The organism is Streptomyces sp. NPDC050564, assembly GCF_044457265.1.
In the GTDB taxonomy this organism is placed as follows: Bacteria; Actinomycetota; Actinomycetes; order Streptomycetales; family Streptomycetaceae; genus Streptomyces.
Genome location: NZ_JBITGS010000001.1, coordinates 602,476 through 618,834, shown reverse-complemented (window position 1 = coordinate 618,834; position 16,359 = coordinate 602,476). Strand labels below are relative to the sequence as shown.

The following is a 16,359-nucleotide window of genomic DNA, read 5'->3' as shown; positions in this document are numbered from 1 at the left end:
AGGCCTCCGTGGCCGCATCGGCACACCTTCTGCTCTCGGCCCTCTCCAAACGCGAGGCGGATGCGTCCGTCGAACCCGAAGGCGCCCATCTGTGCCTGCTCAGCGCGGAAGGCGCCTGCACGGAGGTTCCGCTGACCAGTGAACCCCCGCTGCCCGACGCCGAACCGCTCACCAGCGAGCCGCCGCTGGCCGACGCGGCGCACCTGACGAGCGAGCCGACCTCCACCGGCGCCGCCTCGGGGGTCTAGATGGCACCACGTCGGCCCGCCGACCCCCCGCAGACGACGCCTGCGACGCCCCTGTCCCGGCTCGCCGAACTGCACGGCGTCGCCACCTCGTACAACCCGTCCCCGGACCGTACGGTCGCGGCCTCGGACGCCGCGCTCGTCGCGGCTCTGACGGCACTCGGCGTCGACGCGAGCACCCCGGACGCCGTGAGCACCGCCCTCGCGGCGCAGGCGGCCGAGGCGAGGGAGCGGCTGCTGCCGCCGACGGTGGTGTGCTGGGGCGGCCGCGCCCCCGCCGAACTGGCCGAACTGCCCGACGGCACCCGGCTGCGCATCACGACCGAACAGGGCGAGACCCGCGCCTCGGCCGAACAACTCCCGCCCGGCGTCCACACGTTGCGCGCCACCGCTTCCGACGGCCGCACCGCCGACGCCCACCTCGTCGTCGCGCCCGCCCGACTGCCCACCCCGCCCGGCCGCACGTACGGTCTGCTCGTCCAGCTCTACTCCCTGCTGTCCCGCCGCTCCTGGGGCATGGGTGACCTCGGCGATCTCGCTGAGCTGACCGCCTGGGCCGGCCGCGCGCTCGGCGCCGGATTCGTGCAGGTCAACCCGCTGCACGCGGCCGTACCCGGCGCCCCCACCGACCCCTCCCCCTACCGGCCCTCCTCCCGCCGCTTCCCCGACCCGGTGCACCTGCGGGTCGAGGACATCCCCGAGTTCGCGTACGTCGACGAGCCCGACCGGGTGCGCACGCTGCTGGAGCGCGCCGAGCGGCTGCGCGCATCCGTGCTGCACAAGGGCGCGTTGATCGACCGCGACGCCGTGTGGGAGCTCAAGCGCGAGGCGCTGGAACTGGTCCGCACCGTGCCGCTCGGCCCCGGCAGACGGGCGGCGTACGTCGACTTCCTCGCCGAGGAGGGCGAGGCACTGGAGGACCACGCCACCTGGTGTGCGCTCGCAGAGGTGTACGGCTCCGACTGGCGGCGGTGGCCCGAGAGCCTGCGCGACCCCCGCTCGCCGGAAACCGCCCGGGCCCGCGGCGAGTTGATGGACCGTGTCGACTTCCACACCCGTCTCGCCTGGCTCACCGACGCCCAACTCGCCACCGCCCAGCGCTCGGCGCGCGACGCGGGGATGGCGCTGGGGGTGGTGCACGATCTCGCCGTCGGGGTGCACCCGGACGGTGCCGACGCCTGGGCCCAGCAGGAGTACTTCGCGGCCGGCATGTCCGTCGGCGCGCCCCCGGACGCCTTCAACGCGCGCGGCCAGGACTGGGGCCTGCCGCCCTGGCGACCGGACCGGCTGGCCGCGTCCGGCTACGCCCCGTACCGCCGCCTCCTGCGCGCTCTTCTCCGGCACGCGGGCGCCCTGCGCATCGACCACGTCATGGGCCTGTTCCGGCTCTGGTGGATCCCGCAGGGCCGGCCGCCCACGGAAGGCACCTACGTCCGTTACGACGCCGAGGCGATGCTCGCGATCCTGGTTCTGGAGGCGTCGCGCGCCGGGGCGCTGGTCATCGGCGAGGACCTCGGCACCGTGGAGCCGGGCGTGCGCGAGACGCTGCGGACGCGCGGGGTGCTCGGCACGTCGGTGCTGTGGTTCGAACGCGACTGGGACGGCGACGGGCTCCCCCTGCCCCCCGAACGCTGGCGCGCCGACTGCCTGGCCACCGCCACCACCCACGACCTGCCACCCACTGCCGCTCGGCTCACCGGCGACCACGTCGAACTCCGCGACCGGCTCGGCCTGTTGACCGGCTCCCTGGAGGATGAGCGGGCGGCGGCCGCCGCGGACACGGGGGAGTGGCTGACGCTGCTCACCCGGCTCGGGCTGCTGTGGGGCGCGAGCGGCGGGTGCACGGTTTCGGAGGAGGCCGAGATCCAGGCCGTGCACCGCTTCCTGCTGCTCACCCCGGCCCGCATGATCGGCGTCTGGCTCCCGGACGCGATCGGCGACCGGCGCCCGCAGAACCTGCCCGGAACCTGGGACCAGTACCCCAACTGGCGCCTGCCCATCGCCGACGCCGAGGGCCGCCCGGTGACGCTGGAGGAACTCGCCGCCTCGCCCCGGCTGCACGCGCTGCTCGATGTGGTGCGGGCCGGAGCGCAGACCGGGGGCGGCAGGCGTGCCCGTGGCGGCGGAGGCGGTCACGCGGCGCGGTGAGCACCCCCTACGGCACCCCCGGGCGCGCGGCTCATTCAGGTGTTCGCTACGTTTGCACCGTGGACAAGAAGAACGCCCTGCGCGCCGGCGCCCTGGCCGCCGGTACGACGCTGATGATGCTGCTCATGTCGTCCCCCGCGCTCGCGCTGACCCGCGACGACGGTGACGACCCCGGCACGGGCCTGAGCGTGGTGGACACGCTGGGCCTCTACGTCGTGGCGCCGATCCTGCTGTTCCTGATCATCGCCGGCCTCGTGATGGCCCTGGACAAGTCCGACAAGCGGCCGAAGCAGAGCTGAGCCCGGCTCGGCTCACACGGCTCTCGCCGGCTTTCACCGGTTCTTTCCGTCGAGGGAGTCCGCGCACCACAGGGTGCGCGGACTCCCTCGACGTTTTTTGTGTGCGTACGCAGGCTCGACGTTTTTGCGCGTCATGCTGAGGCTTTGTCGCGCGTACTACGGATTCGGCGCCGTCAGATACCGCTGCACCGTCGGCCCCAGCCACGCCACGATCTCCGCGCGGTTCAGCGCGACGGCCGGCTCGATGCGCAGGACGTAGCGGGCGAGCGCGAGTCCGAGCAGTTGTGAGGCGCAGAGCGCGGCCCGTGTCGGCGCCTGCTCGGGGTCGGGGCAGGTGCGCTGGACGACCGGGGAGAGCTGGTCCCTGAAGATGCTCTGCATGCGTGCGGCGCCGGCCTGATTGGTGACGCCGACCCGGAGTATCGCGGTGAGCACCTCGTTCTCCTCCCAGAGGTCCAGGAAGTGGTTCACCAGGACGCGGCCCACGTCGTGCGGGTCGAGGCCCGCCGGATCGGGCAGCCGCAGATCGACGTCGAGCACGGCCGCGAACAGCCCCTCCTTCGAGCCGTAGTAGCGCATCACCATCGACGGATCGATCCGCGCGTCCTTGGCGATGGCGCGGATGGTGGCGCGCTCGTAGCCGTCGGCCGCGAAGCGCTCGCGGGCGGCGGCGAGGATCGCGGTGCGGGTGGCATCGGAGCGGCGGGGCGCGGGCGCGTCGACGGGCTCCGATGGCGAGGCCGACACGGATGCCGCCGCCGACGCGGACGCCGCCTCCGGCGCCGGCGCGGGTGTCGACGGGGGCGCGGGGTGGTTCTTGAGTGGCATGCCAACAACCGTAGGCCAACACGTGTTGACAGTCCAGTGATCGCGCTTTATGTTGGCAAACAAGCGTTGGCCAACAAGCGTTGGCAAGCGCACGTCGGGACGGCCGGGCGCCGACTGGCGGGCGCGGGTCGGCAGGGGCGGCCAACGGGTGTTGGTCGACAGGCGTTGACCAACAAGTGTTGGCATCAGGGAGGCCGCCATGAACGACAACATGGGCACCAGGCACGACACGCGTAGCACGGAGAACACGCGCCGCACGCGCAACACGCACCCGGCCGCCCCCCGCGACGTGATCGTCGTCGGCTCCGGCCCGACGGGGCTGCTGCTGGCCGGCGACCTCGCCACCGCCGGCATCCCCGTCACCCTCGTCGAGAAGCGCCCGCGCAAGATCAGCAACCTCTCCCGCGCCTTCGTCCTGCACGCTCGCGCCCTGGAGCAGCTCGACGCACGCGGTCTCGCCGACGATCTGGAGCTCAAGGGCCGGCCCCTCGACCGCATCCGGCTCTTCGGCGGGCTCGGCATCGCGCTCGACACCCTTCCCTCCCGCTTCCATCACGTCCTCGTGATCCCCCAATACGAGGTGGAGAAGGCGTTGCTGCGGTGGGCGGAAGAGGCCGGGGTGCGGTTCGTGCACGAGGCCGAGGTGACCGGGCTGAGCCAGGACGCGGACGGGGTGACCCTCGACGTCCGGCGCCACGACGGTGGGCCGGAGAAGCTGGCGGCCGCGTACGTCGTCGGGGCGGACGGGATGCGCAGCGTGGTGCGGGAGGCGATCGGGCTGCCGTTCCCCGGCAAGTCGGTCATCCGGTCCGTCGTCCTCGCGGACGTCCTGCTCGACGAGGAGCCGGAATCGGTGCTGACCGCCAACGCCATCGGCGACGCCTTCGCCTTCATCGCGCCCTTCGGCGACGGTTACTACCGGGTGATCGGCTGGCACCGCGGCCGCAATGTCCCCGACAGCGAGCCGCTCGCACTCGACGAGGTCAAGGAGATCGCCCGGCTCGCCCTCGGCCGCGACTACGGCATGCGGGACGCCCGCTGGATGTCCCGCTTCCACAGTGACGAGCGCCAGGCGCCCTCCTACCGCGTGGGCCGCGTCTTTCTCGCCGGAGACGCCGCGCATGTGCACACCCCGGCCGGCGGTCAGGGCATGAACACCGGTCTCCAGGACGCGGCCAACCTCGGCTGGAAGCTGGCGGCCGTACTCAACGGGCAGGTGGACGCCGCCCTGTTGGACACCTACCAGGCCGAGCGTCACCCGGTCGGCAAGTCCGTGCTGCGCAGTAGCGGCGGCATCGTACGGCTCGCGATGGCCAAGTATCCGTGGACGCTGGCGCTGCGCGCCGGGCTCACCGCACTGGTCAATCATGTCGGCCCCGTTCGTCGCAAGGCGGCGGGCCAGATCACGGGCATCGGGTACGCGTACGCGGCGCCGCGCGGTGCCCACCCCCTGGTCGGTACGCGCGCTCCGGACGTCGCCCTGAAGAGCGGCCGTCTCTACGAGGCCCTGCGCGGCGGCAGGTTCGTCCTCGTCACGCCGCAGTCGGCCTCGGAGTCGTACCGGGCCGGGGACCGCAACGGCCGTCTCGCCGTCGAGAGCTGGGCGAGCGACCGGCGTACGACGGTGCTGGTGCGGCCCGACGGATACGTCGCCTGGGCCGCGGAGTCCCCGGACGCGGCGGCGGTCGATGCGGCACTGGACACCGCGGTGGGGACGCCGGGGGAGCGTCGCCTAGACGGTGGCGCCCGCCAGCAACTGGCGCAGCAGGTCGGCGAGTTGTCCGGCCTGCTCCTGGTCGAGGGCTGAGAGCGCCTCCGTCTGGACCGCGAGACCCGCCCCGACGGCCTCGTCGATCAGGCGGAGTCCCTCGTCGGTGAGCGTGACCTGGAGCCCGCGCCGGTCGTGCGGATCGGGTGAGCGGCGCAGCAGCCCGGCGCGCTCCAGCTTGTCCAGGCGCCCGGTCATGCCGCCCGTGGTGAGCATGAGGGTGGCTGAGAGCTGTCGAGGGGAAAGCGTGTGCGGGGTGTCCGAGCGGCGCAGCGTCGCCAGCACGTCGAACTCCCCGCGCGAGATGCCGTAGCGCGCGTAGGCCTTCTCCATGCGGTCGCCCATCGCCCGCGAGAGCCGGAAGATCCGTCCGAAGACCTCCATCGCGGCGGTGTCGAGGTCCGGCCGGACGGCGGCCCACTGCTCGATGATCGCGTCGACGGGGTCCTTGGGGGTGCTCATGGGGCGAGTATCCGTCGAAGGTCGGTTGCCCGCAAGAAAGTAGCTCGACAGGAAGTAGATCAGCGAAAAGCGACTTGACGGAAAGTAGCTTATGGCTAAGCTACTTTCCGTTGACCTACTTCTGCTGGTCCCTTGAAACCGGGTGCCCTCATGGCCGCGAACAGCAACCGCCCCGCCCTCATAGCCCTCACCGCGCTCGCTCCCATCTCCTGGGGCAGCACTTACGCCGTCACCACCGAGTTCCTGCCGGCCGACCGGCCCCTGTTCACGGCGGTGATGCGCGCCCTGCCCGCCGGCTTGCTGCTTCTGGCGCTGGCGCGGGTGCTGCCGCGCGGCATCTGGTGGGGGAAGGCGGCGGTGCTGGGCGCGCTGAACATCGGCGCCTTCTTTCCGTTGCTGTTCCTCTCCGCGTACCGACTGCCCGGCGGTATGGCGGCGGTCGTCGGCTCGATCGGGCCGCTGTTCGTCGCGGGCCTGTCGGTGCTGCTGCTCGGCGACCGGCCGACCCTTCGCACGCTCCTGACCGGCATCGCCGCCGCCCTCGGCGTCAGCCTCGTCGTGCTGAGGGCGGCCGGCGCACTCGACCTGGTGGGCGTGCTCGCGGCGCTCGCCTCGACCGCCTCGATGTCCACCGGAACCGTGCTCACCAAGCGGTGGAGGCGGCCGGACGGGGTCGGTCCGCTGGCGCTCACCGCCTGGCAGTTGACGGCCGGCGGGCTGCTGATCGCGCCGGTCGCCCTGCTCGTCGAGGGCGCGCCGCCCGCGCTGGACAGCCGGGCGGTAGGCGGCTACCTGTACCTCGCGCTGGCGAACACGGCGGTCGCGTACTGGCTCTGGTTCCGCGGTATCGGCAGGCTCACCGCCACGCAGGTCACCTTCCTCGGCCCGCTCTCACCGCTGACCGCGACCGTCATCGGCTGGGCGGCGCTGGGTCAGGCGCTGACGCCGGTGCAGTTGGCGGGCATGGCGCTGGCGTTCGGGGCGACGGTGTTCGGTCAGCTCAAGCCACGGAAGGCCGTCGGGGCGGGTGTGACCGTCCGCGGATCTTTCAGTTCAACTGAAGGGAATGCTCAAAAAGATTCGATGGACGTGACAGTTCCCGCCTTGCGACGGTAGTCGGGCAGCTGCTCCGGCCGACGGGCAGCCTCCGATCACACGAGAGGCAGGGGACATTCGTGGCAGTCCTGGACCGGACGCGTACGCACAGCGTCACCCGCACCGCGGCGCGGAAGGGGGTCGCCGGTCTCGGAATCACCCTCGCGATCGCCGCCACGGTCCTCTGGTCCGGGAGCTTCGTGGCCGTGCGCGCGCTGCACGACAGTGTGCCGCCCGTCCAGCACGCGTTCTGGCGCTGGGTCGTCGCGCTCGTGGCGGTCGCCCCGTTCGCGGCACGCGAGGCCTGGCGGCAACGGGCCCTGGTGCGCCGTCACCTGGGCCATGTCCTCCTCGCCGCCCTGCTCGGCGTCACCGTGTACAACACGCTGGTCAACCAGGCGGGTGTCTCCACCTCCGCCGGCAACATGAGCATGATCATGGCCGCCTCGCCGGTCCTGATGGCGGTGTACGAGCGGATCGGCGGCGTACGTCTTGGAGCGCGCCGTGTGGCCGGGATGCTGATCGCCTGCACGGGAGTCGTGCTCCTGGTCGGCAAGGGGTCGCTGTCGGTCGTGGACTTCACGGCGGGCGACCTCTGGATGATCGCGGCGGCGACGTGCTTCGCGTCGTACAGCGCGCTCCTGCGCCGGCGGCCCGCCGAACTCACCGGCCTCACCTTCCTGTTCACCACCTTCGCCCTGGGCGCGGTGATGCTGCTCCCGGCGTACGCGCTCAGCGTGAGCGCGCAGGGGACCTTCACTCCCACCCCCGGCACGGTCGGCCCCCTCCTCTATGTGGGAGTCGCCTCCTCCGCGGTCGCCTTCTTCGCCTGGAACAAGGCGATCTCCCTCATCGGCGCGGCCCAAGCCGGCACGGTCTACTACCTCCAGCCGGTCTGCGTCGCCGCCCTGTCGTATGTGCTTCTCGGCGAGCGGACGACCTGGACGCAGCTGCTCTGCATGAACCTGATCCTGGGTGGAGTCGTCCTGGGTACCGCCGCCAGGTCCCGCTGAACCGCCGCCGGGCCGGGGCCTTTGGGGCCGCGGGATAGGTTGCCGACATGGCCGAGTACGACAAGTGGGACATCAGGAAGCTGGAGATTCTGCGGACGCTGCGCGAGCGCGGGACCGTCACCGCGACCGCCCAGGCGCTGCTGATGACCCCGTCGGCCGTGTCGCAGCAGCTGACGAACCTCGCGAAGCAGCTCGACGTGACCCTGCTGGAGGCGCAGGGGCGACGGGTGCGGCTCACTGACGCGGCGGAGCTCGTGCTGCGGCACGCCGAGGCGGTGTTCGAACAACTGGAGCGGGCCGACGCCGAGTTGGCCGCGTACGCGCACGGGGAGGTCGGGGAGGTGCGGGTCGGCGCCTTCTCCACCGCCGTGCCGGCACTCGTCGTACCCGCCGTGCGGGCGTTGCGGGCGGCGCGGCCCGGGATCTCCGTGCAGGTGCGGGAGGCCGAGGCGGCGGAGGCGTACGAGTTGCTCGGCGCCGGGGTGGTGGACCTCGCCCTGTCGCTGGCCGCGCAGGCGCCGTCCGCGGCGGATCCCCGCTTCACGCGCGTGCCGCTGCTCGCCGACCCGCTCGACCTCGCGCTCCCGCACGGGCACGCGCTGGCCGGTGCGCCGGTCGTGCGGCTGGCCGACTTCGCCGCCGAGTCGTGGATCTTCGGGGGGAGCGGGCCGTGGTCGGACATCACACGGGGGGCGTGTGAGGCGGCCGGGTTCAGTCCGTATCAGGGTCACTCCGCGGCCGGATGGACCGCGATCCTCGCGATGGTCGAGGCCGGGATGGGTGTCGCGCTGGTGCCGCGGATGGCCGCCGTGCGGCGGGAGGGTGTGGTGATGCGGGAGCTCGCGGGGGAGCGGCCGCATCGGCATGTGGTGGCCGCGGTGCGGCGCGGCGCGGAGGAGGGAGCCGCGGTGGGACAGGTCCTGACGGCCTTGCGGGATGTGGCCGCCGGGCTCCGCCAGTAGGTGCGGGCGCGCCGGTGCGGGCGTGTCGGTGGGGGCACCGGCTCCGTCCGTCTCACTGGCGGGATGTTTCGCGGCTGACCCGTCGTTCGCGTCGGTTGCCCCACCAGGTGCGGGCCCACAGCAGGTGGATTCCGCCGAGCGCGACGACGACGGCTGTCGCGTCGAGGCGCTGCCCGGCCGGGTGGCCGGGGCCCAGGCGGGTCACCGCGCGGGCGAAGAGGGTGATGTCCGCGGGCAGGGTGACGGTGGCGAGGAACGCCAGACACAGCGTGGTGCCCACGACGAGCACCACGCTGTACGCGCGCACGGCCCGCCGTTCGTGGGGCGGCAGTTGGAGGCTCGGGTCCGCGTGGGCGGCGGCCGAGTGACTGGGGTCCGAGTTCCCGGGGCCCGGGAGCCCGGGGTCCAGGTGGCGCGGGTCCACGGCTCTTGTACGACGGAACGGGCGCCGGGCCGCGTACTTTGTGAATGCCACCCCGTCTCCGTACAGATCGCGGCAGCGCGTCACGTCCTGGAGCACGAAGTACAGGTCCGTGCGCATGAAGACCATGAGCTGGAAGGGGAGCGGGAGCAGGGCGAGGAGGGTGACGGCGGCGAGGATCCGGCGGACCGCGCCGTCCGTGGCACCCGCGGCCAGGGCGGCCAGGGCGGCGACCGTCAGATTGGTCGCGATGCCGGCGAGGTAGGCGGTCAACCGGTGGCGGCGCGGGGCGAGTTCGATGCCGCTGATGTCCGTCTGCATGACCAGGAACTGGAGTCTGGTGCCCAGCCGCATCCGCCCCGGTACGCCGGTCGCGCGGGCGGTGATCAGGTGCGCGCACTCGTGGAGCAGCAGCAGCGTCCAGCCCACGCCGGCGCCGAGCGCGATCACCGCGCTGCCGTGCGGGCTCCAGAGGAGGGTGTGGTAACTGAGCGGTACGGGAGGGCGGGTGAGCAGGGTCGCCGCGATCAGCAGCCCGATGGCCACGGGGACGAGGGGGCTCAGCACCCATCGCACATGGCGGGGTCGGATCCTGGCGAACGTCGGCTTCGGCGGGGCGGGCTGCGGGACCTCCCGCCCGTCCACCTCGGCGACGAACCCGAGCCCCAGCAGGGCCTCGACGAAGTCCGGTACGTCGATGTCGTCGCCGGTCGTCTCCCGCAACCGCTCCCCTGCCTCCGCGGCGCTCAGCCCCTGCCCGAGCAGATCCAACGCCTGCTTCCCGACCTCGGGCAGCGCGACGAACCGGCCCGTGGCCATCCGCCCGACGATCCATTCGTCGCCGTCGGGGCGGGAGTTGAGCTCGTGCAGGCGTACGTGGCCGGGGGCGCCCAGGGGTGGTGGGGGCTGCGCGGTGTCGGCGGGCGGGGGGTGCCCTGTCGTGTCGGCGGCGGGAGCGGGGAGTCCTGTCGTGCCGGCGCCGGCGCCGGTGCCGGTGCCGGTGTCGGTGGGAGCGGCGGGAGTGGTGGGAGCGGTAGGTCCTGTCGTGGCAGTGGGCCCTGTCGTGTCGGCGGCGGCTGGAGCCGGGAGTCCCCTCGTGTCGGCGGGCGCGCCGCGCTCCCGCGCTGCCCAGGCCCCGGGCTCTTCCCTGCTCCCGGACTCCGCCCAGCCCCCGACCCCGCCCCCGGCCCGGGCTTCGGCTCCCGTCCCGCTCACTCGGGCACCCCGCCGGCCCGCTCCCCGCACACCGGGCAGTCCAGGTGGCGTGGGGTTCTCTGGAGCACCGGATCGCCCGGCAGCATCAGGTTCACTCCGAAACGGAAGCCCGGGTCCAGCGCGGGGACTCCGGTCAGGAGGGCGAGGGCCGCGTGGGCGAGCAGGCCGCCGGAGAGGCCCGCGGTGACCGCGGTCGCCGGGTTCCACGGCATTCGCGGCGAGGCGACCTCCGGGTCCTGGTCCGACCCGAGGCGCAGATCGCGGCGGGCGGCCTCGCCGGCCCGCAGGCACTCCCAACAGGCGCCCCGGCCGGGCACGTACACGCCCGCGGTCACCAAGGGGCCACGGTAGCCCGCGTCGACCCACGGGAGGCCTGCGGCCAGGCAGGCCCGGTTCGCCCACCGGCGGATGTCATCGGGCCGGTCGGCGGCGAGGACGAGAAGGTCGTAGCCGCGGCCGAGGGCCTCCCCGGGACGGTCCCCACCCACACTGCCGGGCCCGGGGTTGCTCGTGCCGTTCGGCCCCGCACTGCCGGGCCCGGGGTTGCCCGGCTCGTCCCCAGTCGGACCGCCCTGGCCCGGCTCGTCCCGGTCCCGACCGCCGTCGCTCGGCCCGTCCTCGTCCCGCTCGCTGGTTCCTTCTCCGGTGGTGCTTGGCCCACCCGTACCTGGCCCACCCGTACCTGGCCCACCCGTACCTGGTCCGCCCGTACCTGGTCCGTCCGTACCTGGTCCGCCCGTACCCGGCTCGCCGCGGCCCGGCGCGTCGGCGTCCGGCCCGCCGGTGGCTGGTCCGCACGCGTCCGGCACGCGGGTGGCTCGCCCGCTGGTGTTCAGCCCGCCACGGCCCGGCCCGCTGGTGTCCGGCCCGGCGTCAACCCCACCCGCTCGGCCCCCCGCCCGCACAAGCTCCGCCAAGTCCTCCGGCCCTGTCACCTCCCGCTGCTCCCCGGTGATCGTCACGTCCGAGTTCAGGGCTCGTAGAGTGGACAGCGCCGCCTCCACCTTGGGGCGTCCGATGTCGGACTCGCGGAACAGGGGCTGGCGGTTGAGGTTGGAGAGGTCCACCACGTCCGGGTCCACGCAGTGCAGGTGGCCCACTCCGGAGGCGACGAGGCTCTGGGCGGCGTAGCCGCCGGTACCGCCGATACCGATCAGCAGGACGTGCGCCCGGCGCAGCCGGAGCTGGGCGTCCCAGGGGCTGGTGCGGGGACCGAGATCCATCCAGCGCAGCAGCGGCACCCCGCGGCTGTAGCGGACGCGCTCCCGTTCGGGCACCGGCACGGCGGCCCCCGCGTCGTCCACGAACCCGGCGGCGAGCAGGTCCGCCATCGCCTGGCGGGCGTCCTCGCCGGGGAGTCCGGGGTGCGTCCGTACCACCTCGGCGACCACCGCGGACGGCCCCCGCGTCCCGTCCATCGCCTCGACCAGCGTCCAGACCCAGCCCTGTGGATCCGCGATCTCCGCACCGATGCCGTGGATGACACTGCCGATGCGGACGTTGCCGTCGACCGTGCGGTACGCGCGGTGTTCGGGCTTGATCCGGGGCCGGCTGAGCGCTTCGACCGTCACCGTCATCGTCACCAGGGCCCCTCCCCATTACAGGAACATGCCTTGACACTCTCGTCCCACGAGTCGAGCCTTGACAAGAGCGGTCGACGATCGCTTCGGAACGGTCAACATCCCTATGCAGATGAGGAGTTGGCGTGCCCACCAAGATTGTGATCCGCCCGTTGGACAAGAAGGAGACCACGGGCGACAGCAGTGGCGGCAACGGCGGCTGACCCGTCCAGGCCCGCGCCCGGCGGCAGTTGCCGGGGCTTTCCGCGCGAAGTGAGCAACGAGAACCGAGAGGAGTCCGTATGCCCACCAAGATCGTGATTCGCCCGCTGGACAAGAAGGAGACCACTGGGGACAGTAACTCCCAGGGTGCTTGATCGGAGGGCCGGCGTGCGGACACCGCTCTACCCAGCTGTGGACGAACTGGAGCGGCAGGCCCGCGCGCTGGCCACCGCCGCGCCCGAGGTGCTGCGGCTGCGCACCGTCGGCGAGAGCCGGGCCGGGCGGCCGCTGTGGCTGCTGTCCGCGGGGCGCGGCGACCGGCAGATCCTCACCGTCGCCGGTGCGCACGCCAACGAACCGGTGGGCGGGGCCTCCGCCCTCCGCCTCGCGAGGCTGCTGGCGCGCAGACCACGGGACCTCGAACGCCTCCGCTGCACCTGGCACTTCCTGCTCTGCCTCGACCCGGACGGGGCACGCCTGGCCCATGGCTGGCAGCCGGAGGAACCGGAACCTTCCCTGGAGGAGTGCCACCGGAACTTCTACCGGCCCGCGTTCGCCTGCCAGCCGGAGTCGCTGCCCGCGCCGGGCGGGGACCGGGGTCCGCTCCCCGAGTCGGCGACGCTCGTCCGGCTGCTCGACGAGTTGCGGCCGGTGGCGCAGTTCACGCTGCACGGGATCGAAGTCGGTGGCGCCTTCATGATGTCGACGCGGGAGGTGCCCGGCGTCGCCCCCGCCTTCCGGGAGACGGCCGCCCGGCTGCGCATCCCCCTCGACCGCCACCCCTGCGACGGCCCCGACTGGCACCTGGACCCGCCCGGTGTCCTGCTGCTCCCCGGCGACCGCAGCGAGGACGAACGCGACCCGAGCGGCTTCGTCGCCGAGAGCACCTGGCTGTATCCCCGTCGGCACGGCACCCTGACCGTACTCGTCGAGGCGCCCGCCTGGTGCGCGCCCGCGGTGAGCGACGCACGGCCCGCCGTCGCCCCGGAGCGGGAGATCGCGCGGGTGAACAAGGTGCTGCTGGGCCGGACCCGGGAGCTCGCGGCCGTACTCGACGAGCGGGCGTCGACCGCCGCCGTCCCCGCGGATCTGCTGCCCCTGCGCGAGGCAGCCCGGGAACTCGTCGATGTGGTGCCGTCACTCGTCGACACCTGGGCCGCGGAGGAACACAGCGCGCATCAGGGCCACTTCGCGACCCTCGGCATCGCCGCACGCCGCATACCGCTGCGCGCGGCGGCCATGATGCGCCGGGCCCTCGCCCGCACCGCTCCCGAGGCCTCCGACACCCTCGCGAACCTGGTGCGCGAGTGGTGCCAGGAGCTGCAGAAGTCGTACGACCTGCGATGGGTGCCCGTGTCCGCGCAGACCGGACTGCACGTGCGGACGATGATCGACACCGCCCGCCTGGTGTGCGCGACGGGCGGGTGACCACCTCGGTCACCCGCCCGCCGTCACCTTCGGTTACGCGGTCGCTGCCGCCGCGTCCGCCGCCTGCGCCCGCAGCGCCCGCTCCACGCCCGAGCGGGACTCCGAGATCAGGCGCCGCAGAGCCGCGTTGGGCTCGGCGGAGGCCAGCCACGCGTCCGTCTTGGCGAGGGTCTCTTCGGAGACCTGGATCGACGGGTAGAGGCCGATCGCGATCTGCTGGGCGATCTCGTGCGAACGGGAGTCCCAGATGTCCTTGACCACGGCGAAGAATGTGTCCGTGTACAGGGCGAGCAGCTCGCGCTGGTCGGTCTGGACGAAGCCGGTGATCACCGCTTCCTGCACGGCGTTCGGAAGCTTGTCGGACTCGATGACCGAGGCCCAGGCCTCCGCCTTCGCCTCCTCGGTGGGACGGGCGGCCCGGGCCGTGGCCGCGTGCCGCTCACCGGCCGCTGTCTTGTCGCGCTCGTACTCGGCGGCGATCTCCGCCTCGTCGAAGCGTCCGACCGCCGCGAGCCGCTCCACGAACGCCCAGCGCAGCTCGGTGTCCACAGCCAGGCCCTCGATGGTCTCCCGGCCCTCCAGCAGCGCCTCCAGCAGGTCCAGCTGCTCCGGCGTACGGGCGGTCGCCGCGAAGGCGCGCGCCCAGGCCAGCTGGTGGTCGCTGCCGGGCTCGGCCGCGCGCAGGTGGGCGAGCGTCGCGTCCGTCCAGCGGGTCAGCAGGGCCTCGCGCGCCGTCGGGTCGGCGTACAGCTCGATCGCCAGCTTCACCTGGCGCTGGAGCGACTGCACGACGCCGATGTCGGACTCCTTGCCGATGCCGGACAGGACGAGGGACAGGTAGTCGCGGGTCGCGAGCTCCGCGTCCCGGGTCATGTCCCAGGCCGAGGCCCAGCACAGGGCGCGGGGCAGGGAGGCCTCGAAGTCGCCCAGGTGCTCCGTGACGAAGGCCAGCGAGGCCTCGTCGAGGCGGACCTTGGCGTACGACAGGTCGTCGTCGTTGAGCAGGACGACCGCCGGACGGCGCTTGCCGACCAGCTCCGGTACGGCCGTCAGCTCGCCGTCGACGTCCAGCTCGATGCGCTCGGCGCGCACCAGCTTGCCGCTCGCGTCGTCCAGGTCGTACAGGCCGATGGCGATGCGGTGCGGGCGCAGCGTCGGCTCGCCCTTGGCGCCGGCGGGCAGGGCCGGGGCCTCCTGGCGGATGGCGAAGGAGGTGATGACGCCGTCCGCGTCCGTCTCGACCTCCGGGCGCAGGATGTTGATACCGGCCGTCTGCAGCCACTTCTGCGACCAGTTCTTCAGGTCACGGCCGGAGGTCTGCTCCAGTGCGCCCAGCAGATCGCTGAGCCGCGTGTTGCCGTACGCGTGCGCCTTGAAGTACGCCTGCACGCCCTGGAAGAACTCGTCCATGCCGACATACGCGACGAGCTGCTTGAGGACCGAGGCGCCCTTGGCGTAGGTGATCCCGTCGAAGTTGACGAGGACGTCGTCGAGGTCGCGGATCTCCGCCATGATCGGGTGCGTGGAGGGCAGCTGGTCCTGCCGGTACGCCCACGTCTTCATGGAGTTGGCGAACGTGGTCCAGGAGTGCGGCCAGCGCGAGTCGGGCGCGTACGCCTGACAGGCGATGGACGTGTAGGTGGCGAACGACTCGTTCAGCCACAGGTCGTTCCACCACTCCATGGTCACGAGGTCGCCGAACCACATGTGGGCGAGCTCGTGCAGGATCGTCTCGGCACGCACCTCGTACGCGGCGTCGGTGACCTTGGAGCGGAACACGTACTGGTCCCGGATCGTCACCGCACCGGCGTTCTCCATCGCGCCCGCGTTGAACTCCGGCACGAAGAGCTGGTCGTACTTCTTGAACGGGTACGCGTAGTCGAACTTCTCCTGGAACCAGTCGAAGCCCTGCCGCGTCACCTCGAAGATCGCGTCCGAGTCGAGGAACTCGGCGAGCGAGGGCCGGCAGTAGATACCGAGCGGGACGGACTGCCCGTCCTTCTCGTAGACGCTGTGGACGGAGTGGTACGGACCGACGATGAGCGCGGTGATGTACGTCGAGATCCGCGGCGTCGGCTCGAAGACCCAGACGTCGTCCTTGGGCTCGGGCGTCGGAGAGTTGGAGATGACGGTCCAACCGGTCGGCGCCGTCACGGTGAACTGGAAGGTGGCCTTCAGGTCGGGCTGCTCGAAGGACGCGAAGACGCGGCGGGCGTCCGGGACCTCGAACTGGGTGTAGAGGTAGGCCTGTTCGTCGACCGGGTCGACGAACCGGTGCAGCCCCTCGCCGGTGTTGGTGTAGGCGCAGTCCGCGACGACTCGGAGCACATTGCGCCCCGTCAGCAGACCCGGGAGCGCGATCCGCGAGTCCTTGAAGACCTCGGCGGGGTCGAGCGCGTCCCCGTTCAGGGTGACCTCGTGGACGGTCGGGGCCACCAGGTCGATGAAGGACTCCGCGCCGGTCTCGGCGGAGTCGAAGCGCACCGTGGTCACGGACCTGTAGGTGCCGCCCTCCTGCGCGCCGGAGAGGTCGAGATCGATCTCGTACGAGTCAACGGTGAGCAGCTTCGCCCGCTGCTGTGCCTCTTCGCGGGTCAGGTTTGTGCCAGGCACGCGGTCATCTCCTCGTTATGTGTGGGTTGCGCCATCCTTCCACGGGACCTGCACGGAATGCGATGTCCGTTTGCCGCCGGT

At 72.5% G+C, this 16,359-nt stretch carries 13 protein-coding genes; 8 read left to right on the top strand and 5 right to left on the bottom strand.

The window, feature by feature from the left end; all coding sequences use genetic code 11:
- The first annotated feature begins 8 nt into the window (after window positions 1-8).
- The 3 genes from ACIBK0_RS02705 to ACIBK0_RS02695 are packed head-to-tail and all read left to right on the top strand — an operon-like array spanning window position 9 to window position 2,692.
- Entirely contained in the window at window positions 9-248 is a 240-nt protein-coding gene (locus ACIBK0_RS02705; protein ID WP_399074782.1) for a hypothetical protein, read from the top strand.
- Entirely contained in the window at window positions 249-2,393 is a 2,145-nt protein-coding gene (gene malQ, locus ACIBK0_RS02700; protein WP_399074780.1) for a 4-alpha-glucanotransferase, read from the top strand.
- A gap of 59 nt (window positions 2,394-2,452) precedes the next feature.
- The gene (locus tag ACIBK0_RS02695) at window positions 2,453-2,692 is read left to right on the top strand and encodes a hypothetical protein (RefSeq protein WP_399074778.1); all 240 of its coding nucleotides are present in this window, start codon (window positions 2,453-2,455) and stop codon (window positions 2,690-2,692) included.
- A gap of 156 nt (window positions 2,693-2,848) precedes the next feature.
- On the opposite strand, the gene ACIBK0_RS02690 is transcribed toward ACIBK0_RS02695, so the two are convergent.
- On the bottom strand, window positions 2,849-3,520 hold the full coding sequence (locus tag ACIBK0_RS02690; protein WP_399074776.1) for a TetR family transcriptional regulator: 672 nt from the start codon (window positions 3,518-3,520) through the stop codon (window positions 2,849-2,851).
- Window positions 3,521-3,719: 199 nt separating this feature from the next.
- Between ACIBK0_RS02690 and ACIBK0_RS02685 the strand changes: the two genes are divergently transcribed.
- A complete protein-coding gene (locus ACIBK0_RS02685; RefSeq protein ID WP_399074774.1) occupies window positions 3,720-5,327 on the top strand; it encodes an FAD-dependent monooxygenase in 1,608 nt (535 codons plus the stop codon).
- Here the strand turns inward: ACIBK0_RS02685 and ACIBK0_RS02680 are convergent.
- Window positions 5,253-5,750 (bottom strand): MarR family winged helix-turn-helix transcriptional regulator, encoded by a 498-nt coding sequence (locus ACIBK0_RS02680; RefSeq protein WP_399074772.1) that lies wholly within the window; start codon window positions 5,748-5,750, stop codon window positions 5,253-5,255. The two genes, ACIBK0_RS02685 and ACIBK0_RS02680, sit on opposite strands and share 75 nt — an antisense overlap.
- A gap of 150 nt (window positions 5,751-5,900) precedes the next feature.
- Here ACIBK0_RS02680 and ACIBK0_RS02675 point away from each other — a divergent pair, with 150 nt between their 5' ends.
- The 3 genes from ACIBK0_RS02675 to ACIBK0_RS02665 all read left to right on the top strand — a co-directional run bounded on the left by ACIBK0_RS02675 (window position 5,901) and on the right by ACIBK0_RS02665 (window position 8,820).
- Window positions 5,901-6,866: an EamA family transporter gene (locus tag ACIBK0_RS02675; protein ID WP_399074770.1), complete on the top strand. Its 966-nt coding sequence runs from the start codon at window positions 5,901-5,903 to the stop codon at window positions 6,864-6,866.
- A gap of 68 nt (window positions 6,867-6,934) precedes the next feature.
- A complete protein-coding gene (locus tag ACIBK0_RS02670) occupies window positions 6,935-7,858 on the top strand; it encodes a DMT family transporter (protein ID WP_399075129.1) in 924 nt (307 codons plus the stop codon).
- A gap of 47 nt (window positions 7,859-7,905) precedes the next feature.
- Entirely contained in the window at window positions 7,906-8,820 is a 915-nt protein-coding gene (locus tag ACIBK0_RS02665) for a LysR substrate-binding domain-containing protein (protein WP_399074768.1), read from the top strand.
- A 52-nt stretch (window positions 8,821-8,872) separates the two neighbouring features.
- On the opposite strand, the gene ACIBK0_RS02660 is transcribed toward ACIBK0_RS02665, so the two are convergent.
- Window positions 8,873-10,456 (bottom strand): hypothetical protein, encoded by a 1,584-nt coding sequence (locus ACIBK0_RS02660; protein WP_399074766.1) that lies wholly within the window; start codon window positions 10,454-10,456, stop codon window positions 8,873-8,875.
- Window positions 10,453-12,033, bottom strand: coding sequence for a ThiF family adenylyltransferase (locus ACIBK0_RS02655; RefSeq protein WP_399075127.1), 1,581 nt, complete (start codon window positions 12,031-12,033; stop codon window positions 10,453-10,455). The genes ACIBK0_RS02660 and ACIBK0_RS02655 overlap by 4 nt, the downstream gene beginning before the upstream one ends.
- A 372-nt stretch (window positions 12,034-12,405) precedes the next feature.
- Between ACIBK0_RS02655 and ACIBK0_RS02650 the strand changes: the two genes are divergently transcribed.
- Complete coding sequence (locus ACIBK0_RS02650) at window positions 12,406-13,665, top strand: M14 family zinc carboxypeptidase (RefSeq protein ID WP_399074764.1); 1,260 nt, start codon at window positions 12,406-12,408, stop codon at window positions 13,663-13,665.
- A 33-nt stretch (window positions 13,666-13,698) separates the two neighbouring features.
- Here ACIBK0_RS02650 and pepN read toward each other — a convergent pair whose 3' ends face one another.
- Window positions 13,699-16,278 (bottom strand): aminopeptidase N, encoded by a 2,580-nt coding sequence (gene pepN, locus ACIBK0_RS02645; RefSeq protein ID WP_399074762.1) that lies wholly within the window; start codon window positions 16,276-16,278, stop codon window positions 13,699-13,701.
- Between the last annotated feature and the right edge of the window lie 81 nt (window positions 16,279-16,359).

What these genes read in the sequence shown, in the direction of transcription:
- malQ (WP_399074780.1), top strand. Translation starts at nt 249, where the DNA reads ATGGCACCACGTCGGCCCGCCGACCCCCCGCAGACGACGCCTGCGACG.
- ACIBK0_RS02685 (WP_399074774.1), top strand. Translation starts at nt 3,720, where the DNA reads ATGAACGACAACATGGGCACCAGGCACGACACGCGTAGCACGGAGAAC.
- ACIBK0_RS02690 (WP_399074776.1), bottom strand. Translation starts at nt 3,520, where the DNA reads ATGCCACTCAAGAACCACCCCGCGCCCCCGTCGACACCCGCGCCGGCG.
- ACIBK0_RS02680 (WP_399074772.1), bottom strand. Translation starts at nt 5,750, where the DNA reads ATGAGCACCCCCAAGGACCCCGTCGACGCGATCATCGAGCAGTGGGCC.
- ACIBK0_RS02665 (WP_399074768.1), top strand. Translation starts at nt 7,906, where the DNA reads ATGGCCGAGTACGACAAGTGGGACATCAGGAAGCTGGAGATTCTGCGG.
- ACIBK0_RS02675 (WP_399074770.1), top strand. Translation starts at nt 5,901, where the DNA reads ATGGCCGCGAACAGCAACCGCCCCGCCCTCATAGCCCTCACCGCGCTC.
- ACIBK0_RS02655 (WP_399075127.1), bottom strand. Translation starts at nt 12,033, where the DNA reads ATGACGGTGACGGTCGAAGCGCTCAGCCGGCCCCGGATCAAGCCCGAA.